Below are 18,769 nucleotides of genomic sequence, written 5' to 3' on the forward strand. Positions count from 1 at the left end.
CCCGATTCTACGCCTCTCAGCGCGACGGGGCCGACTCGACGACCTTGGCCGCGCCGACCGGATTGCGCGGATCGCTGCCGCCCAGCAGCGTGTTGGTGGTCTTGTCCCACTCCACCGTCTGCAGGTTGCCCCAGACGTGGCTGGAACCGCGGCCGCCCTGCGCGCTGTTGCCGGGCACCTTGAAGCGGTGGCCCATGGCCTCCAGCGTCTGCTGCGTGGCCGGGGTCAACGCGTCGGTCTCCATCTCGATCAGGTCCGGCATCCACTGGTGGTGGAAGCGCGGCAGCGCCGCGACCTGCTGCGGTAGCAGGCCGGCGTCGTACCCCAGGATGCCCAGCAGCACCATGGTGATGATGCGGCTGCCGCCCGGCGTGCCCAGCACGGCGACCTTGTCGGGCGACTCCATGAAGGTCGGCGTCATCGAGCTCAGCATGCGCTTGCCGGGCTTCGGTGCGTTGGCGTCGTAGCCCATCACGCCGAAGGCGTTCGGCGTGCCCGGCTTGAGCGCGAAATCGTCCATCTCGTTGTTCAGCAGCACGCCCGTACCCGGCGGCACCAGGCCCGAACCGAACAGCAGGTTGACGGTCTGCGTGCCGGCGACGCGGTTGCCTTCCGCGTCGATGATGGAGAAGTGCGTGGTTTCCTCGTCCTCCAGCGGCGTCTGCTGCCCGGACAGCTGGTCGCTGGGCGTCGCCTTCTGCGGATTGATCGTCGCGCGCAGGCCGGCCGCGTAGTACGGGCTGGTCAGCGTCTTCATCGGGATGTCGACGAAGTCCGGATCGCCCAGGTAGAAGGTGCGGTCGCGGAACGCGCGACGCATCGCTTCCACGATCAGGTGCGTGCGCTGCGCTTCGTCCAGTTTCGACAGGTCGTACGCGTCGAGGATCTGCAGCATCTGCGTCAGCGCCACGCCACCGGACGACGGCGGCGGCGCGGTGGTCACTTTCCAGTCGTTGTATTCGAACGTCAGCGGTTCGCGCTCGCGCACGGTGTAGCCGGCCAGTTCCTTCGCGGTCCACTGCCCCCCCTCGGCCTTCACGCCGGCCAGCAGCAGCTTCGCGGTTTCCCCGCGATAGAACCCGTCGAAACCCTGGGTCGCCAGGCGCTCCAGCGTGCGCGCCAGGTCGGGCTGCCTGAAGAGGTCGCCTTCCTTGATCGGCTGGCCGTTCGCCAGGAATACCGCACGCGTGCCCGCGTAGCGCTCCATCACCTCGCGGCGCGCCTGGTAACCGCGCGCCATCCGCGCATAGACCGGAAAGCCTTCGCGCGCGGTACGGATCGCCGGTGCCAGCGAGATCTTCAACGGCAGCTTGCCGTACTTCTCCGCCAGGTGGACGAACGCCGCAGGCAGCCCGGGAATGCCGGCTGCCCAGGGACCGTTCTCGGCACGATCACGATTGAAGTCGCCGTTCGGCAACAGGTATTTGTCGGGCGTGGACGCCGCCGGCGCGGTCTCGCGCGCATCGATGAAGACGTCCTTGCCGGTCTTGCCGTCGTGCAGCAGGAAGAACCCGCCGCCGCCCAGGCCGGAGCTGATCGGCTCCACCACCGACAGCGTCGACGACACGGCGACCGCCGCATCGAAGGCGTTGCCGCCCTGCGCGATGACGTCCAGGCCCGCCTGCGTGGCGAGCGCATGCGCGCTGGCGATGGCGACACCCGGCGGGTGCGCGGAAGGAGCACGGGGGGCATCGGCCGCCCACGCGGCGGGTACGAAGGCGAAGACGAACAGCAAGGCGACAAGACGGCGCTGGATCACGATCACTCCTGGTGCGAAAACCGGCACGAAGCGATGGCGCGCAGCCGATGCTCAGCCGGCCTGTAGCCGGAGCATCTTCGCCAGCAAGTCTTCGTGGGTCTCAGGATACGCCGGATCGGGATCGATGCACTCGACGGGGCACACGACGACACATTGCGGTTCGTCATGATGGCCGACGCATTCGGTGCAGCGCGCCGGATCGATCACGTAGATCGTCTCGCCCATCGAGATGGCCTGGTTGGGACAGGCCGGCTCGCAGACATCGCAGTTGACGCAGAGTTCGTTGATCTTGAGGGACATGGAACCCCGTGCCCTCCTCCGGCTTGACCGGAGGAGGGACTTGGGAAATTACTTGGCTTCGACGAATACGTATTCGGCACCGCTCGGGGCCACCGCGGCCTTCACGCGCTCGCTGTCCTCGGCCTTGCCGATGAACAGGATGCGCACGCCCTTGAAGGTATCGGCCTGCACGCCTTCGAACGCGGCCACGGCCAGGTCGGCGATCTTGACGCTGGACGGCGAACCGAACGCGATCAGGTTGCCGCTGGTCACGCCGCGTGCCACGGCGCCCTTGGCCTGCTCCAGCTGGCGGCCGTACTTGGCCTCGAACTCCGGATCGGTGTCGGCCGGCAGGTAGTACACGTACGGCGTGTTGGTGATCGTGCCCATGTTGGCGTCGACGACCTTGCTCAGGTATTCCTTCCACGGGCCGTCTTCGCTCGTGGTCGGCGCGACCAGGGCGACTTCGGCCGGCTCGGCCGGGGCTTCATCCTGCTTCTTGCACGCCGCGAACGGCAGCAAGAGGCAGGCGGTCAGCAGCACGCGGGTTGCGATGTTCTTCATGGGTCTTCCCCCTCCTGTTGGATCTGTTGTCGGAATGCGGGCGCTCAGGCGCCCTTCTCGGTCTGCCATTGTGCCTTGAGCGCGGCGACCACGGCCGGCGGCACGAAACCGGACACGTCCCCGCCCAGGCGCGCGATCTCGCGCACCAGCGACGATGAGATGAAGCCGTATTGCTCGGCCGGCGTCAGGAACAGCGTTTCCACCTCGGGAATCAGGTGGCGGTTCATGCTGGCCAGCTGGAATTCGTACTCGAAGTCGGACACGGCGCGCAGGCCGCGCAACAGCACGCCGCCGCCCACCTCTTTCACGAAGTGGGCCAGCAGGCCGTCGAAGCCGCGCACTTCCACGTGCGGGTGCTTGGCCACCGCGTCGCGCGCCAGTTCCACGCGCTGCGCCAGCGGCAGCGCCGGACCCTTGCCGGGGCTCTCGGCCACGCCGATGATCACGCGCTCGAACAGCGGCGCGGCCCGATCGATCAGGTCGATATGGCCGTTGGTGATCGGGTCGAACGTGCCGGGATACACGGCCGTCCGGGTGCGTGCCACAGTCATGCAGTCGTCGCCGGCGAATCGTCGGGGCGCAGTGTACCAGCGGCCTGCGCCCCGGGGGTGCGATAGAGGGCGTAGCGCACGTCGCGGGTCTGGCCCTCGCGGTGCAGGGCCCACTCCGGCGGCACCGCCGGCACCGTGCCCGCCGGCGCTTCGACATAGACCCAGGCGTCCGCGGCCAGACGGGGCACCAGCGCCGCCAGCGCGCGTTCCCACAGCCCCTCGGCGAACGGCGGATCGAGGAACACCAGATCGAAGCGGGCGTCCTGGCCCGCGAGCCACGTCAGCGCGTCCTGCGCGATCACCGTGGCCGCGGCGTCCAGGCGGCCGGACACGTCGCGCAGCGCGACTGCCAGGCCGGGATCGCGCTCCACCAGCGTGGCGTGCGCGGCGCCCCGCGACAGGGCTTCCAGCCCCAGCGCGCCGGTACCCGCGAACAGGTCCAGCACGCGCGCGCCGGGCAGCGCCGGCATCAGCCAGTTGAAGACCGTCTCGCGCACGCGGTCGCTGCTGGGTCGCAGGCCCGGGCGATCCGGCACGGCCAGTTTCGTACCCCGCCAGCGTCCACCGATGATCCGCACCTGGCCGGCGCCGCGCGGCGCGCTGGCGGTAGACATCTGGCGCGGCGGCGGCGGTTTCCGGGGCATCGGCGGCATCGTGCGAATGGCTGCAGATGATAGCCGCCGCACGCCGTCCACCGGCCGGCGCGGGTTGAAAACCCCCTCGGAACCCATACACCGGACCCATCGGCCGCATCGGCGGCCCAGACCCATGCCATGGAGCACGACCGCGATGACCGTTGAGACGCGCAAGGAAACCCTGGGTTTCCAGACCGAGGTGAAGCAGCTGCTCCAGCTGATGATCCATTCGCTCTATTCGAACAAGGAGATCTTCCTGCGCGAGCTGGTCTCCAACGCCGCCGATGCCGCCGACAAGCTGCGCTTCGAAGCGTTGAAGGAGCCCGGGCTGCTCGAGGACGACCCCACGCCGCGGATCCGCATCGGCTTCGATGCCGACGCACGCACCCTCACCATCGACGACAATGGCATCGGCATGAGCCGCGAGGACGCGATCGCCCACCTCGGCACGATCGCGAAATCCGGCACCGGCGAGTTCCTGCGCGCCCTGAGCGGCGACCAGAAGAAGGACGCGAACCTGATCGGCCAGTTCGGCGTGGGTTTCTACAGCGCCTTCATCGTCGCCGACCGCGTGGACGTGTTCAGCCGTCGCGCCGGCCTGCCCGCCAGCGAGGGCGTGCACTGGTCCAGCGCCGGCGAAGGCGATTTCGAGGTGGCCACGATCGACAAGCCGGAGCGCGGCACCCGCATCGTGCTGCACCTGAAGGACGGCGAGGAAGGTTTCGCCGACGGCTGGAAGCTGCGCGGCATCATCAAGAAGTACTCCGACCACGTCGGCCTGCCGATCGAGATGCCGAAGGAGCATCACGGCGAAGACGCGCCGGCGACCGCGGAGTGGGAAGCCGTGAACAAGGCCAGCGCGTTGTGGACGCGCGCCAGGGCCGAGATCGCCGACGAGGAGTACACCGAGTTCTACAAGCACATCGCCCACGACTTCACCGACCCGGTGGCGTGGAGCCACAACAAGGTCGAAGGCAAGCTGGAGTACACCTCGCTGCTGTACGTGCCGGCCCGCGCGCCGTTCGACCTGTACCACCGCGACGGCGCCAAGGGCCTGAAGCTGTACGTGCAGCGCGTCTTCATCATGGACCAGGCCGAGCAGTTCCTGCCGCTGTACCTGCGCTTCCTGCGCGGCGTGGTGGATTCGTCGGATCTCTCGCTCAATGTCTCGCGCGAGATCCTGCAGTCGGGGCCCGTGGTGGATTCGATGCGCGCGGCGCTGACCAAGCGCGCGCTCGACATGCTGGAGAAACTGGCGAAGGACAAGCCGGAGGACTACAAGGCGTTCTGGACGAACTTCGGCCAGGTGCTGAAGGAAGGCCCGGCCGAGGATTACGGCAATCGCGAGAAGGTGGCCGGCCTGCTGCGCTTCGCGTCCACCCACGATGCGTCGGGCGAACCCTCCGTGTCGCTGGCCGACTACGTGGGCCGCCTGCAGGAGGGCCAGGACAAGCTCTACTACCTCACCGGCGACTCGCACGCGCAGATCAAGGACAGTCCGCACCTGGAGATCTTCCGCAAGAAGGGCATCGAAGTGCTGCTGCTCACCGACCGCATGGACGAATGGATGATGGGCTACCTGACCGAGTTCGACGGCCGCTCCTTCGTGGACGTGGCCCGCGGCGACCTGGACCTCGGCGCGCTGGACAGCGAGGACGAGAAGAAGGCGCAGGAGGAAACCGCGAAGGCGAAGGAGGCCCTCGCCGGCCGCCTGAAGACCGTGCTCGGCCTGGACGTGGCCGACGTGCGCGTTTCCCACCGCCTGACAGATTCGCCCGCGATCCTCGCCATGGGCCAGGGCGACCTGGGCGTGCAGATGCGCCAGCTGCTGGAAGCCAGCGGTCAGCAGGTGCCGGAGAGCAAGCCGGTGTTCGAGTTCAACCCCGGGCATCCGCTGATCGTGCGACTGGACGCCGAGACCGATGCGAACCGCTTCGCCAGCCTCACCCGCGTGCTGTTCGACCAGGCCGCGCTGGCCGCGGGCGAGAGCCTCAAGGACCCGGCCGGTTACGTGAAGCGCCTCAATGCGCTGCTGCTGGAGCTGTCGGCGTAAGCGACGCCTGCTGCTGCCCTCTCCCTGTGCAACGGGGAGAGGGGTCACGCGATCGCGTCGCGCAGAGATTCCCCGCAGACAGCCCCGGGTTTCGCTGCGCTCTACCCGGGCTACGTGGGTTACCGCATGCGCTACGCCCTGACGTCGAGCAGGCTGCCCAGCGTCTGGTCGGCCACTTTCAGCACGAACAGGTTCGCGCCGGCCATCGCCTTGTACGTCAGCATCGCGGCCACGTCTTCGAGCGGGGCGGCGGGATCGGCAGGCGCCTCGACCACGCGCGCGGACACGCCGCCGGCCTCGGCCGAAAGCGCCACGCCCTGTCGCGCCGCATCCGGCGTGGCGAGATTGGCGATGTTGTGCGCCGCGGCCTGCATGCCGAGCGAGGCGGCGCGCAGGCCCGAGGTGGCGATGCCGGCGATGGGGGTCATGCGAGCGCTCCGCAGGGTTTCCAGCCTCGATATCGGCCGGGTCCGGCCCCACTTTAGCCCCGCGTCCACGGCCCGCCGACGGCCGGGTGGTAGCATGTCGCCCTCTTCGAGATTCCCCCTGAAATGATCGGTTTTTTCCGCCGCAAGAAGCCCCAGGACGGCCCGGACGCCGCCCCGTCCCGTCCCAGCACCGAAGACCTCGCCGCCGCGTTCCCGCGCGCGCCCGGCGAAGCGCCGGCAGACACCGATGGTCTGGCGCAGGCGGCCGTCGCACCACCCGCGGCGGCCGTGCCCGAGGCCGCTGTCGCCGAACCCGACGCCCTGCCCGCCGCGCCGGCCGGCAAGTCCGGCTGGCGCGACCGCCTGCGCCGCACCAGCGCCGCGCTGGGCCTGGCCGGCCTGTTCACGCGCAACCCGCGCCTGGACGACGACCTGCTCGACGAGATCGAGACCGCACTGCTGACCGCCGACGTCGGCGTGCCGGCGACCACCGCCATCATCGAAGACCTGCGCAAGCGGATGAAGGAGCGCGAGTTCGCCGATGCGCAGGCGCTGCTGAAGGCGCTGCGCGCGGACCTGATCGCGCTGATCACGCCGGTGGCGAAGCCGCTGGTGATCGATGCCTCGCGCAAGCCTTTCGTCGTGCTGACGGTCGGGGTCAACGGCGTCGGCAAGACGACCACGATCGGCAAGCTCGCGCGCCGCTTCAAGCAGGACGGCCACAGCCTGATGCTGGCCGCCGGCGACACCTTCCGCGCCGCCGCCGTGGCGCAGCTGCAGACCTGGGGCGAGCGCAACGGCGTGCCCGTGGTCGCGCAGGGCCAGGATGCGGATGCGGCGTCGGTCGCGTTCGACGCGCTGCAGTCGGCCAAGTCGCGCGGCTTCGACGTGCTGATCGCCGACACCGCCGGCCGCCTGCACACGCAGACCGGCCTGATGAACGAGCTAGGCAAGATCCGCCGCGTGCTCGGCAAGATCGACGAGACCGCACCCCACGAGGTGCTGATGGTCATCGACGGCACCACCGGGCAGAACGCGCTTTCGCAGCTGCGCCAGTTCCACGCGGCCGTCGGCGTCACCGGCCTGGTGGTCACCAAGCTCGACGGCACCGCCAAGGGCGGCGTGGTGTTCGCGCTGGCGCGCGAGTTCGGCATCCCGATCCGCTACGCCGGCATCGGCGAGCGCGTGGAGGACCTGCGCGTGTTCGATGCGGAATCGTTCGTGGATGCGCTACTGCCGGAAGCGCTGGGTGGCGACTGACCTCGAGCTGCTTCGTGCGGGAGCGACGTCCGTCGCGATGACGACATCGCGGTACCCGATCGCGACTGACATCGTTCCCACAGGTTGCCGCGCGTGAGCGCTGCCTCCTTCGCCCAACGCCTGCTGGCATGGTTCGACCGGCACGGCCGCCACGACCTGCCCTGGCAGCATCCGCGCACGCCGTACCGCGTGTGGCTGTCGGAGATCATGCTGCAGCAGACGCAGGTGGCGACGGTCGTCCCGTACTTCCTGCGCTTCATCGACCGCTTCCCCACCCTGCCCGCTCTCGCCGCGGCCTCGACCGACGACGTGATGGCGCATTGGGCCGGGCTGGGCTACTACGCCCGTGCGCGCAACCTGCATGCGGCGGCGAAGGCCTGCGTGCGCGACCACGGCGGCGACCTGCCGCGCGACATCGAGGCCCTGCACGCGCTGCCCGGCATCGGCCGCAGCACCGCCGGCGCGATCCTGGCGCAGGCGTGGAACGATCGCTTTGCGATCCTCGACGGCAACGTCAAGCGCGTGCTCGCCCGTTTCCACGGCATCGCCGGCTGGCCTGGCTTGCCGGCGGTGGAGAAGTCGCTCTGGGCGCTGGCCGAAGAACACCTGCGCCATGTGCCGGACGGCCGCCTGGCCGACTACACCCAGGCGCAGATGGATTTCGGCGCCACCCTGTGCACGCGGGCGAAGCCGGCCTGCGCCGTGTGCCCGCTGCAGGACCACTGCGTGGCGCGCCGCGAAGGCCTGACCGGCGCGCTGCCGACACCGAAGCCGTCGAAACAGCTGCCCGAGCGCGAAGCCACCGCGTTGTGGCTGGAGAATCCCGCCGGCGACATCCTGCTGCAGCGGCGTCCCGAAACCGGCATCTGGGCCTCGCTGTGGACGCTGCCGCAGGCGGATACGGACGCGGGCATGCGCGACTGGTTCGCGCGCGAGATGAAGGGCGACTACGAGGCGGCGGAAGCACTGCCGCTGGTCGTGCACACCTTCAGCCACTACCGGCTGCACCTGCAACCGCTGCGCCTGCGCAAGGTCGCCCTGCGCGACGCGGTGCGCGACAATGACGGCCCCGGATCAGGTACGGGGCAAGCGCTGCGCTGGGTGGCGCGCGGCGAACTCGCCTCGCTCGGCCTGCCGGCGCCGATCCGCAAACTGCTAGGGAATTGACCGATGGCCCGCACCGTCTTCTGCCAGTACGAACACCGCGAAACGGAAGGCCTCGATTTCGTGCCTTACCCGGGCGAGCTGGGCAAGCGCATCTTCGCGAACGTGGGCAAACCCGCGTGGGCGGCATGGCTGGCGCACCAGACCATGTTGATCAACGAGAACCGCCTGTCGCCGCGCGACCCGAAGCATCGCGCCTTCCTCGAGGCGGAACTGGAGAAATTCCTGTTCGGCGGCGGCGCGGACAAGCCGGTCGGCTACGTTCCCACGCCGTAACCGCTGCGCGCCGTCAGTCCTTCTGGCGCTCGACGGCGGACGCTTCGCGCAGTTCCTTCTCGCTGGCGCGCAGGGCCTTCACGTCCAGCGGGCGGATGGTCTGGATGCGGCACGGGATCTTGATGCTGGAGGTGCCCGGCCCCACCGGCAGGACGTCATCGAAGCGGGCGTTCACGCGGTTGGCGAACTGGGTGATGCTGATCGCCGCCGCGGACTCCAGGTCCTGGCAGCGGCCGCCGAACTCCAGCAGGTAGGCCTCGTTCGGTTTCGTCCACACGGCCAGCGCCGAATCGCCGATCGGCGTCCAGCCGTTGAGATGGCCGAGGTAGCGGAAATCCTTGACCGGTTCGCCCGCGTGGTCGCGGTACAGGGCCAGTCTTTCGGCGGTGCTCAGCCTGCCGGTGGCGCAACCCGCCAGCACGGTGGCGGCCAGCAGGGCCAGGGGGATCAGGCGTTTCATGGTCGGACTCCTGTCGTTCCGGGGGCGGGCCCTCGATAACGCCGATGATGCGCCCGAGGTGGACTGGCGGCGCACGGCCGCCCGCGACGCGTTCAGCCCGGGTCCGGCTTGCCTTCCCCCGCGCCGATCCGTATCATCTGCGGCCTTCGCACCGGCTCCGCCGCCTGCGACAGATCCTGGCCTGGTAGCTCAGTTGGTAGAGCAGCGGATTGAAAATCCGCGTGTCGGTGGTTCGAATCCGCCCCGGGCCACCATATCGATTCCGGAAGGCCTGCAGCGATGCAGGCCTTTTTCGTATCCGTCGCCGGCGTCGCTGCGCCTGCACGCCGCGGCGCGACCGCCTCCCCTTCCGAGCCTTCCGGTCCCATGCCCGAGCCCATCCGCCTTGCCAAGCGCGTCGCCGAACTGACCGGCTGCTCGCGCGCCGAAGCCGAGCAGTACATCGAGGGCGGCTGGGTCACCGTGGATGGCGAAACGGTCGAAGCGCCACAGCACCCCGTCACCGACGAGCGGGTGGAGATCGATCCGGCCGCCGAACTCGGCGCGGCCGAGCCCGCCACGCTGCTGCTGCACAAGCCCGAAGGCATCGCCTGGCAGGAGGCCGCGGCACTGGCGGTGCCGGCCACGCACATGGCGGATGACGACAGCGGCGTGCGCCCGTTGAAACGCCACCTGCATCGCCTCACGGCGCTGGTGCCGCTGGATACCGAGGCCAGCGGACTGATGGTGCTCAGCCAGGATGGCCGCGTGTGGCGCCGCCTGACCGAGGACTATGCGCAGATCGAGCAGGAGTTCGTGGTGGAAGTCCGCGGCGAAAGCGGGCCGTACACGCTCAGCCGCATCGGCCACGCGGCCACCTACCAGGGGCGCGGGCTGGCGCCGTGCAAGGTCAGCTGGCAGAACGAGGTGCGGCTGCGGTTTGCGATCAAGAACGTGCAACCCGGCGAGCTGCGCCACCGTTGCCGCGAAGGCGGGCTCGAAGTGGTATCGATCCGCCGTCTCCGCATCGGCCGCGTCGCACTGGCGAAGGTGCCGGTCGGCCAGTGGCGTTATCTGCCGGTGGGCGTGCGCTTCTAAGACCGCGCCTGCCGCCCCGCGCGGCGACCTGCGCCTGTCGCGGCGATGCGCCATCGGATGAAAATGAGTGTCGCGACACCGAAAAACATCCGACGTTGCATCAAGAAGGGGCAACGTTGACCGTTAGTGTTAGAAGAAACACTGAAAAAGGGTCAGCGTTGGACCTTAGTGAGAGAAGAAACACCGAAAAACATCCAACGCCGGACCTTAGTGAGAGACGAGACACCGAAAAACATCCGGCGCCGCATCAAAAAGGGGCAACTTTGGCCCTTAGTGTGAGAAGAGACACCGGAAAAGAGGCAACGGTGGATCTCGAAGGTCCAGTGTTGGACCGCAACATGCGCGCGATGGCGTTAGTGTGAGAAGAACCCGCAGGCGCAACCCGTGTGGAGCGTTGCGCGAGAAGAGATGGTGCGCGTTGATCGTCCGGTGACTGCGGATCGGCAGGAGTGCACGAACCACAGTTCGGGTGGCATTGGAGCTGCTCGCCGAACGATTCTGCACGAGAAGCCCAAAAGGGAGCCGCCGAATGCGGCTCCCCCCATTTCACGAACTTAGTTGGGCTCAATTCTTACGAGAATTCCTTCGGCGCGTCTGGACTGGCCTCGAGTCCCACAGAACTGCCCATTCGAGAAAAGCCTGGTATCGCCTGTTCCCTCGAGATGCGCCATGTAGTGCACGCTGAAGTTCGCGGCGCGTGGCCCAGTGAGCCGCACGGCAAATCCTTCCAAACGCCGGCTCTGCCCTCGGGTGCCGACGAATTGACCTTCCGGAAGCCAAGCGGTATCTCCAGTTCCCTGCAGGTGCGCCATGTACTCGCACGAAACTCCATCGACCGGTGTGGCCAACCCGATCTGAAAGCCTTCCAGTCGCCGCGACTGGGAACGCGTTCCTGCAAACTCGTTCTCCCGTCTCTTGATGTCGCCATGCCCCTGAAGATGAGCCGTCAAGCGCAACGACGGGCCAGGCTTTCCATACACGGCCTGTATTCGCGCCAGATCGTCAGCCGCAAGTACTCGGCGCTCTCCTGAGTAGGTTGGGAACATCACTGACCCGGGCACATTGGAGTGCTCAAGACCAAGGAGGTGTCCAATCTCATGCAGGGCCACGGTCTCCAGGTCTCGACCGAGCCCGGAATGGCTTAGACCCCACAGCTCGTCTTCATCGAAGTGGCACTTCCCGGCATGGACTCCGCCGCACGGGGGAGGATAGAACGCATGAGCGAGAACGTTGCCCACGTTGTCGAAGGACGCGCCATCGCCATGATTTCCGCGGAACCACCCGATTGTGAGATCTGCGCGGCTGTCGCTCCCGATCTCGACGAAGTCGATCGGAATCCATGATTGCCAGGTCGCAAATGCCCTGCGCAAAGCCTCACGCTCTACATCTCCAGGGAGGTCAGGCGTCGCGTTGACGATCGAATAGGTAATGACTCTCCGCTTGGCGAAGTAGTCGCACCGTGTGCCCGCCAACAGACCAAGGGCATTGCCCGGATCGGGTACGCCACATCGTGGCTGTTCCATGAAAGCAGCTGTTGCTGCATCCAATCTCCCTGTCACCGGAAGCGCATTCCACTCTTGATAGCGTCGTAGCGCCAGCTCCGTCGGCGCATCCAATTCCTCACCCGAAGATGACTCGGGGAAATATCCGAACCTCCTTAGAAATCCCCGTACCCTCGGCAAATCAGGACCCTTGCCTCCTAAACCAATATCTACTCCGGATAGCTTGAAACTGTGTGACATAACGCCTCCAGTTCAATCACTGCATCCACCCCCTGCACGATCGGAGCAGCCGGAACTACACCCAGGCCGAATGCCCCGTGCATGGACAGACGAAGAGAGCATTGGGCACAGGTCAGCTACGTCGGCTCTCCAATTGCCAGTGCGGGCGCGCGGCCGCCGCCAAACGCGGCGCTGTTGCGTGGCGCTAACAATGACGATGCTGCTTAGGCGTGTTTACGGGGGCGGGACATGGAGTGGCGCTAAAGCTCATGTACAGATGGACGGTGGCCGATTCACCAACTCGCCGCGCGTTGACTCGAAACCAGGGCCGAGTAAGCGGCTCTGTGCCGACCAGTCGGCAGGGGAAGATGCGACAACTTCAATGTAGAGGCCGCTTAGTTGGGCTAGAGCGGCCGTCAAACCTGCGACTGGGATTCTCTAGCTTTCATCCAACTGAAACGGGGGTTCTATGTATCGCTTTCTTTTCTTGGCAGCCATCGTAGTTGTTTCAACCGGGTGCGCATCGATGGGAGGTCCGAAAGTCACTTGGCCTTGGAAGGATCCGGCCTGCGCGACTTATCCATGTACGGATGCCGAAGCGCATCGCAATTACCACGCTGCGATCGCATACTGTCGGGACGTCCACAATCACTACGAGCGCTTCGGAAACCGGCGATCTTCAGCCAATCTCGGTATCGCTGCTGTCGGCACTCTCGCTGGTGCCGTGATCTCCCCGATCGCCAAGGGCACGTCGGCCACCGCGTGGTCCGGCTTATCTGGATCCACGAACGCTCTTCAGGCCTCAATTGACCAGAGTTTTGCGCCCGCGATTGTCGCCAACAGATTGGCTGCCGTTAAAACAGCGCTGACTAGCGGCGCAACGGCATTCGATGCTGCCCAGACTACCGACAAGAAGGTCAACACGGCAATCGAGATGGCTGCCGTATGCAGCATGGCGCCCGGCGAGGCGGACAAGAACTCGTTCAAGGCACTCACTCAGTAGTGCGAACTCGTCCAGCCGCCAGCGTTAGCTCGGCGGCTGGACGCTACGACAGCGCCAGTTGTTTCAGGCAGGAACGCTGCCGGTTGGTGGCGATAGACAGAACATGGGGATTGCGGCGCCTGTGTCGGAGGTCCCCTATACCGCCACTATGTGTTCGAAGAATCTGTAGAAATGCAGGCGTTTTTTCCTGCGAAGTCGCCTCAATCATCCACCCGCGGACGCATTCATTTCGTCGCACGCGGCTCCGGAATATCCGCCTTCGGCGCACGCCCCGATCCGATCATCGCCACGGCGCGCATCTCCACCACCGCACCCGGCGCCAAGAGCGCGCTCGTGCCCACCGCGCTCCATGCGGGGTAATGCGTGGGGAAGAATTGATGGTGGATCGGGGCGAAGCGGGCGAACTCGTCCTGGAAACTTTTCGGATCGGTGGGCCCGGTGTGGAAGGTGGTCAGCTCGACCACGTCGGCATACGTTGCGCCGGCCTGTTCCAGTTCCTTGCCCAGGGCGACGAACATGCGCCGCACTTTCTCTTCATAGGTGCCCGGGCCCGCCGCGGGGATACCGGACACGATGACCATGTCGCCCACCTTCACCACGGGCGTGTAGTGCCAGTCGTGGTAGGCCGCCTCGTGGCCCGGACTGGCGAAATGCTCGCGGGTGGGCGCTTCCTGCGCGAGGGCGGGAACCGCGGCGAGGGACAGCAGCAGGCAGGTCAGGCGCAGCGACATGGCAGGGCTCCGGGGCGGGGAAGCGCGAGTCTTGCCGCGCGCCGCGTGCCCGCCATGTCCCATCCGTCACGCTGCACGGACGGGATTCCCCTGCCGCGCAGGCGGATCCCGGGCGCCAGAAGGCTTGACGCCGCCTGCACGCCCCCTGCCGCAAGGTCCGTACAGCCTTCCGCCGGAGCCGCCCCTTGGACATCGTGATGAAGAACGCCCAGCACGCCCTGCCCGAACGCTTCGCCTGGCATCGCGGCCCCACGGGTTACGAGCTGCGCCTGGACGATGTCCCGATCGCCGAAGTCAGGGCGCTCGATGCCGGGCTCGTGCTGCGCATGCGGGTGCAGGCCGGCGACATCGCGCCGTTCGAAATGGCGGTGCGCTGCGAGGAACGCGCGATCGGCTGGGCGACGCAGTGGGCGCGGCAACGCGCGGGCATGCTGTGCCGGCATGTCGATCGTCAGCGCGCGGATGCCATGACCGTGCCGCGGGCCGTCGAGACCCTCCCGCTGGCCGTCGCCCTCTGAAAAAAGAAAGCCACCGGGCGGAGAGTGGCCCGGTGGCTTGGGGGATGCGCGCCGGCCTCTCTCCGGCGCGCACCGCACTCAGTGGCCGCTGCCGGCGGCCAGTTTGTCCAGGTCGATGCCCTGCTTGCGCAGCGTGCGCGTGGCGGCGACGGCATAGAACGCCAGGTAGGCGAAGCACGCCACGCCGACGATGAAGCTGTAGTGGATGCCGACCTTGTCGGCCAGCGCGCCCTGCGCCCAGCTGACGATGCCGCCACCCATGATCATCATGATCAGCAGGCTGCTGCCCTGGTTGGTCTTGTTGCCCAGGCCGGTGATGGCCAGCGCGAAGATGCACGGCCACATGGTGCTGCAGAACAGGCCCACGCTGATGAAGGCGATGACGCTGGTCATGCCGGTGGTGAACATGCCGATCAGCTGCGCGACGATGCCGCAGATGGCGAAGTACAGCAGCATCCGCGCGGGGTTGCCCTTGCTCGCCAGCGTGGCCAGGATCATCAGCACGATGACGAGCGCGTAGCCGAAGAACTGCGACGGATCGTGGCCGGTGATCGCGTTGACCGCCAGGAACACGCCGAAAGCGACGTACGGCAGGATGAGGGCGAGCATCTTCTTGGTGCTGGTGCCGACATCGAAGGCGCCCGCCGCGCCGCTCCAGCGACCGATCATCAGGCTGGCCCAGTACAACGACACGAACGGCGCGATCATCGCCGTCTCGATGCCCAGGCCGCCCTTCTCGACCGGAAGCTCCAGGTAGGCCGGCAGGTTGTCGATGGTCGAGACTTCGACACCGACGTACAGGAAGATGGCGATCATGCCCAGCACCAGCTGCGGGTACGAAAGCGCCGACTTCTTGTGGATCAGCTTGCTGCTGTCCTGCGCTTCGCTCGCGGACAGCTCCTCCAGGTCGATGTGGTTGGGCACCGAGGAGAACTTGAGGAAGATCGCCACCAGGATGAAGGCCGCGCCCAGCACCAGGTACGGCGTCTTGACGCTTTCGATGCTGGCTTCGGTATTGCCGGTGGTGACGCTGCCGAAGATCGCCACGCTGACCAGCAGCGGGCCGATGGTGGTGCCGAAGTTGTTGATGCCGCCGGCGAGCGTCAGCCGCTGCGCGCCGGTCTGGGGGTTGCCCATGACGATGGCCAGCGGATTGGCCGCGATCTGCTGCAGCGAGAAGCCCAGGCCGACGATGAACAGGCCCGACAGCATCAGGTTGAACGAGCCGGTGTTGGCGGCGGGATAGAAGAGCAGCGCACCCAGGGCGGAAATCACCAGACCCAGGCAGATGCCGTTCTTGTAGCCGATCTTGTTGAGCACGTCCTGCCCCATCGTCTTCGAGATGGCGACGTAGATCAGCGAGCCCACGGTGTACGCCACGTAGAACGCCAGCGCCACGTACATGCTCTGCGCCTGCGTCAGGTCGAACGCCTTCTTGAACACCGGGATCAGGATGCCGTTACTGGCGGCAACGAAACCCCAGAAGAAGAACACGGTGATCAGCACGCTGAATTGCGACCATCGGGTGGGTTGGGTGGTCATGGATTGGTATGCCTGCTGGTATGGGATCCGGACGGAACGGCCAGCCTACGGAGCCGGCGCACGATTGCAACTTGCACTGCGTCAGCGACGCCCCGTGGCGCAGGCCACGGGGCGTGCCGGATTCACTGGGCGCACCTCACCAAGTCCGCCCCGTCGGCCGCACCGGCCACCACCTCGATGTTGGTGAAGGCAGCGGCGAACGGTGCGTCGGCGGTGATGCTGAAAGGCGTGTCCACGCCGGTCAGGTCGGCGCCCCGCTTGCCGAAGCAGGCCAGCGGGACCTTGACGGTCTGCTTCTTGCCGACGGCATCGCCGGAGAACGTCGCCGTCAGGTCGAGGCTCGCACCGCAGTGGGCGCCGCAGCCGACGGTGAACTGCACCGGCTTGGTCGGCGCCTGCTTGACCACCACGTCGAACTGCACCACGCCGCGCGCGGTCGCCATCGCCGCTAGATTGTTCTTCGACGGATTGCGGGCGAAGAAGCGCGCCGGCGCCAGCCAGGTCACTTCCTTGGCATCCTGCTGCGTATTGACCTGTACCGTCGCCACCTGCAACGCCGGTTTCGCCTGCGGCCAGCGCTGGACGGCATTCATGTCCGAACCCACGGCCTTCTCTTCATTGCCTGCCGCCATCTGCAGGGTGAAAGGCGCAATGTCGGACTGCTTGAAGATGCCCAGCACCGTCGCCTCGCCGCAGCTCGCCGTCGCATCTTCGGGCAGCGTGCCGACCGGCTTCGCGTCGCCGTAGCGCAGGCCGCTGTCCAGCGCGAACTGCGGGGCGCCGTCCGCCTTCGGGCACGCCACGGCCGGCCACGGGAACGTCAGTTTGCCGCGGAAGTCGTGCACCGGCTTGCCATCCGCGCCTGCCACCAGCACGTCGGTGACGCCCTTGCCTTCCGTGCCCGGCAGCCATGCGGCCACGAAGCTGTCGGACAGGTTGATCAGGTCGTTGGCGTACAGCGCGCGACCCGACAGGAACACGGTGATCACCGGCTTGCCGGTGGCCGCAGCGGCCTTGAGCGTGGCCAGGTCTTCGGGGTGGCGACGGCTGTGGGCCATCGTGTCGGAAGGCACGATGTCGCCGTTCGTCTCGGCGTAAGGCGTTTCGCCGATCGCCGCGACGATCACGTCGTAACTCGCCGGATCGGCACCCTCGGCGCTGTCCCGCAGGATCACGTTCGCATCGCCCAGCTGCTCGCGCAGGCCGGCGGCGAGGCTGTCCGCATTCGGGAAGTCGGCATTGGTGTTGTCGGTGCCCTGCCAGGTCAGCGACCAGCCGCCGGTCTGGTTGGAGATGCTGTCGGCGCTCTTGCCGACCAGCAGCACGCGCTGGCCCTTCTTCAGCGGCAACGCGCCGCCGTCGTTCTTCAGCAGCACCAGCGACTCGCGCGCGGCGCGGCGGGCCAGGTCGCGATGCACCAGCGATTCCGGCTTGCCGGCGAACTGGCTGGCCGAAGGCTTGTGCTCCCACAGGCGGGCGCGCAGCTTCACTCGAAGGATGCGGGTGACGGCATCGTCGATGCGGGCCTGCGGGATCTCGCCCGACTTCACCTGGACGATCGTGTTGGCGATGAAGGACTTCCACTTGTCCGGCACCATCACCATGTCGATGCCGGCGTTGATGGCCTGCGCGCAGCTGTCGTCGGTGCAACCGGTGACCTGGCCGATGCCGTTCCAGTCGGACACGACGAAGCCGTCGAAGCCCATCTTGTCCTTCAGCGCAACGGTCAGCAGGTCGCGCGTGCCGTGCATCTTGCCGTAGTCCTTGCCGGCGGCGACGTCGTTCCAGCTGTTGAACGAGGCCATCACCGTCTGCACGCCGGCCTCGATGGCGCCGTAGTAGCCCTGCCCGTGGACGTTGATCATCTGCGCCTGGGTCACGGTGGCGTTGCCCTGGTCCTTGCCGCCGTCGGTGGCGCCATCGCCGATGAAGTGCTTGGCGGTGGCGACGACGTTGCCGTCCTTGTCCAGCATGCCCTGCATGCCCTTGACGTACGCGGCGGCGTACTCGCGAATCAACGCGGGCTGCGAGGAGTAGCTTTCGTAAGTGCGGCCCCAGCGCGCGTTCTGGGCGACGGCGACGGTCGGGGCGAACGTCCAGGTCACGCCGGTGGCGCGGGTGGACTGGCCGGTGGCCTCGGCGATGCGCTCGATCAGTTCGACGTCGTGCGCGGCGCCCAGGCCGATGTTGTGCGGGAAGATGGTGGCGCCATGGACGTTGCTGTGTCCGTGCACGGCGTCCGTGCCCCAGATCACCGGCACGGGGATCTTGGCGTCGGTGCCCATCGAGGCATCGTAGTATGCGTCGGCGAGCCTGACCCAGTCTTCGACCTTCGCGTGCTTGTTCATCGCCGGCCACGAACCGCCGCCGTTGAGCACGGAGCCGATGTAGTACTGGCGCACCTCATCGGGCGTGATCGCCTTGATCTCCGGCTGCACCATCTGGCCGACCTTCTGCTCCAGCGTCATGCTGGCGAGGATCTCGGCCACGCGCGCCTCGATGGCGGGGTTCTGGGCGAACCGGCTCTTCAGCGCCGGCCAGTCCTTCAGCTCCGCCGATGCTTCGGCGGCGGCGACGGGTGGGGTCTCGGCGTCCTTCTTGCCGGTACACGACAGGCAGGCCAACAGGCTGGCCCCCAGCAGGGTCATTCGGATCGGCTTCACTCGGATCTCCCTCTGTATGGCGGCACGCACGCGATCCCCGACAGGATCCGCGCCGCATCAAAAAATCCGACGGGACGCGGGGGCA

General features: G+C 67.1%; 16 protein-coding genes, 1 tRNA gene and 2 pseudogenes. 8 read left to right on the forward strand and 11 right to left on the reverse strand.

Annotation, left to right across the window (positions count from 1 at the left end; genetic code table 11):
* Positions 1 to 16: 16 nt before the first annotated feature.
* From ggt to rsmD, 5 genes and pseudogenes are all read right to left on the reverse strand, one after another.
* A pseudogene (gene ggt / locus BLT45_RS12385) lies at positions 17 to 1,675 on the reverse strand (gamma-glutamyltransferase); the annotation flags it as partial.
* A gap of 135 nt (positions 1,676 to 1,810) precedes the next feature.
* Positions 1,811 to 2,059: a YfhL family 4Fe-4S dicluster ferredoxin gene (locus BLT45_RS12390; protein ID WP_093300390.1), complete on the reverse strand. Its 249-nt coding sequence runs from the start codon at positions 2,057 to 2,059 to the stop codon at positions 1,811 to 1,813.
* Positions 2,060 to 2,107: 48 nt separating this feature from the next.
* Positions 2,108 to 2,602 carry a hypothetical protein gene (locus tag BLT45_RS12395; protein ID WP_093300392.1) on the reverse strand — a complete coding sequence of 165 codons (495 nt, stop codon included), beginning with the start codon at positions 2,600 to 2,602 and terminating at the stop codon, positions 2,108 to 2,110.
* Positions 2,603 to 2,646: 44 nt separating this feature from the next.
* Positions 2,647 to 3,153, reverse strand: a complete 507-nt coding sequence (gene coaD, locus BLT45_RS12400) for a pantetheine-phosphate adenylyltransferase (protein WP_093300395.1) — start codon at positions 3,151 to 3,153, stop codon at positions 2,647 to 2,649.
* Complete coding sequence (rsmD, locus tag BLT45_RS12405; protein WP_093302006.1) at positions 3,150 to 3,767, reverse strand: 16S rRNA (guanine(966)-N(2))-methyltransferase RsmD; 618 nt, start codon at positions 3,765 to 3,767, stop codon at positions 3,150 to 3,152. Before rsmD ends, coaD begins: the two co-directional genes overlap by 4 nt.
* A 175-nt stretch (positions 3,768 to 3,942) precedes the next feature.
* Between rsmD and htpG the strand changes: the two genes are divergently transcribed.
* The gene (gene htpG, locus BLT45_RS12410; RefSeq protein WP_093300397.1) at positions 3,943 to 5,841 is read left to right on the forward strand and encodes a molecular chaperone HtpG; all 1,899 of its coding nucleotides are present in this window, start codon (positions 3,943 to 3,945) and stop codon (positions 5,839 to 5,841) included.
* Between the two features lie 131 nt (positions 5,842 to 5,972).
* On the opposite strand, the gene BLT45_RS12415 is transcribed toward htpG, so the two are convergent.
* Positions 5,973 to 6,269, reverse strand: coding sequence for a hypothetical protein (locus BLT45_RS12415; RefSeq protein ID WP_093300399.1), 297 nt, complete (start codon positions 6,267 to 6,269; stop codon positions 5,973 to 5,975).
* A gap of 255 nt (positions 6,270 to 6,524) precedes the next feature.
* Here BLT45_RS12415 and ftsY point away from each other — a divergent pair.
* The 3 genes and pseudogenes from ftsY to BLT45_RS12430 all read left to right on the forward strand — a co-directional run.
* A pseudogene (ftsY, locus tag BLT45_RS12420) lies at positions 6,525 to 7,529 on the forward strand (signal recognition particle-docking protein FtsY); the annotation flags it as partial.
* A 93-nt stretch (positions 7,530 to 7,622) separates the two neighbouring features.
* Positions 7,623 to 8,696 carry an A/G-specific adenine glycosylase gene (gene mutY / locus BLT45_RS12425; RefSeq protein WP_254771879.1) on the forward strand — a complete coding sequence of 358 codons (1,074 nt, stop codon included), beginning with the start codon at positions 7,623 to 7,625 and terminating at the stop codon, positions 8,694 to 8,696.
* Between the two features lie 3 nt (positions 8,697 to 8,699).
* Positions 8,700 to 8,969 (forward strand): oxidative damage protection protein, encoded by a 270-nt coding sequence (locus BLT45_RS12430; protein WP_093300405.1) that lies wholly within the window; start codon positions 8,700 to 8,702, stop codon positions 8,967 to 8,969.
* Between the two features lie 13 nt (positions 8,970 to 8,982).
* On the opposite strand, the gene BLT45_RS12435 is transcribed toward BLT45_RS12430, so the two are convergent.
* Positions 8,983 to 9,429 carry a DUF6491 family protein gene (locus BLT45_RS12435; protein WP_093300407.1) on the reverse strand — a complete coding sequence of 149 codons (447 nt, stop codon included), beginning with the start codon at positions 9,427 to 9,429 and terminating at the stop codon, positions 8,983 to 8,985.
* Between the two features lie 178 nt (positions 9,430 to 9,607).
* On the opposite strand from BLT45_RS12435, the gene BLT45_RS12440 reads away from it, so the two are divergent.
* Both BLT45_RS12440 and BLT45_RS12445 read left to right on the forward strand, forming a co-directional pair.
* Positions 9,608 to 9,683, forward strand: a tRNA-Phe gene (locus BLT45_RS12440).
* Positions 9,684 to 9,795: 112 nt separating this feature from the next.
* Positions 9,796 to 10,506, forward strand: a complete 711-nt coding sequence (locus BLT45_RS12445; protein WP_093302009.1) for an rRNA pseudouridine synthase — start codon at positions 9,796 to 9,798, stop codon at positions 10,504 to 10,506.
* Positions 10,507 to 11,060: 554 nt separating this feature from the next.
* Here BLT45_RS12445 and BLT45_RS12450 read toward each other — a convergent pair.
* Positions 11,061 to 12,248 carry a matrixin family metalloprotease gene (locus BLT45_RS12450; RefSeq protein ID WP_093300409.1) on the reverse strand — a complete coding sequence of 396 codons (1,188 nt, stop codon included), beginning with the start codon at positions 12,246 to 12,248 and terminating at the stop codon, positions 11,061 to 11,063.
* Between the two features lie 448 nt (positions 12,249 to 12,696).
* On the opposite strand from BLT45_RS12450, the gene BLT45_RS18170 reads away from it, so the two are divergent.
* Positions 12,697 to 13,230: a hypothetical protein gene (locus BLT45_RS18170; RefSeq protein WP_139188012.1), complete on the forward strand. Its 534-nt coding sequence runs from the start codon at positions 12,697 to 12,699 to the stop codon at positions 13,228 to 13,230.
* 224 nt (positions 13,231 to 13,454) lie between these two features.
* On the opposite strand, the gene BLT45_RS12460 is transcribed toward BLT45_RS18170, so the two are convergent.
* A complete protein-coding gene (locus BLT45_RS12460) occupies positions 13,455 to 13,961 on the reverse strand; it encodes a Rid family hydrolase (RefSeq protein ID WP_175455842.1) in 507 nt (168 codons plus the stop codon).
* Positions 13,962 to 14,158: 197 nt separating this feature from the next.
* Here BLT45_RS12460 and BLT45_RS12465 point away from each other — a divergent pair, with 197 nt between their 5' ends.
* On the forward strand, positions 14,159 to 14,479 hold the full coding sequence (locus BLT45_RS12465; RefSeq protein WP_139188013.1) for a hypothetical protein: 321 nt from the start codon (positions 14,159 to 14,161) through the stop codon (positions 14,477 to 14,479).
* 78 nt (positions 14,480 to 14,557) lie between these two features.
* On the opposite strand, the gene BLT45_RS12470 is transcribed toward BLT45_RS12465, so the two are convergent.
* Together BLT45_RS12470 and BLT45_RS12475 are read right to left on the reverse strand one after the other, a co-directional pair.
* Positions 14,558 to 16,021 (reverse strand): MFS transporter, encoded by a 1,464-nt coding sequence (locus BLT45_RS12470; protein ID WP_093300418.1) that lies wholly within the window; start codon positions 16,019 to 16,021, stop codon positions 14,558 to 14,560.
* A 122-nt stretch (positions 16,022 to 16,143) separates the two neighbouring features.
* Positions 16,144 to 18,684, reverse strand: a complete 2,541-nt coding sequence (locus tag BLT45_RS12475; protein ID WP_254771880.1) for a glycoside hydrolase family 3 protein — start codon at positions 18,682 to 18,684, stop codon at positions 16,144 to 16,146.
* Positions 18,685 to 18,769: the final 85 nt, after the last annotated feature.

It is taken from the genome of Pseudoxanthomonas sp. CF385 (genome assembly GCF_900104255.1).
GTDB lineage: Bacteria > Pseudomonadota > Gammaproteobacteria > Xanthomonadales > Xanthomonadaceae > Pseudoxanthomonas_A.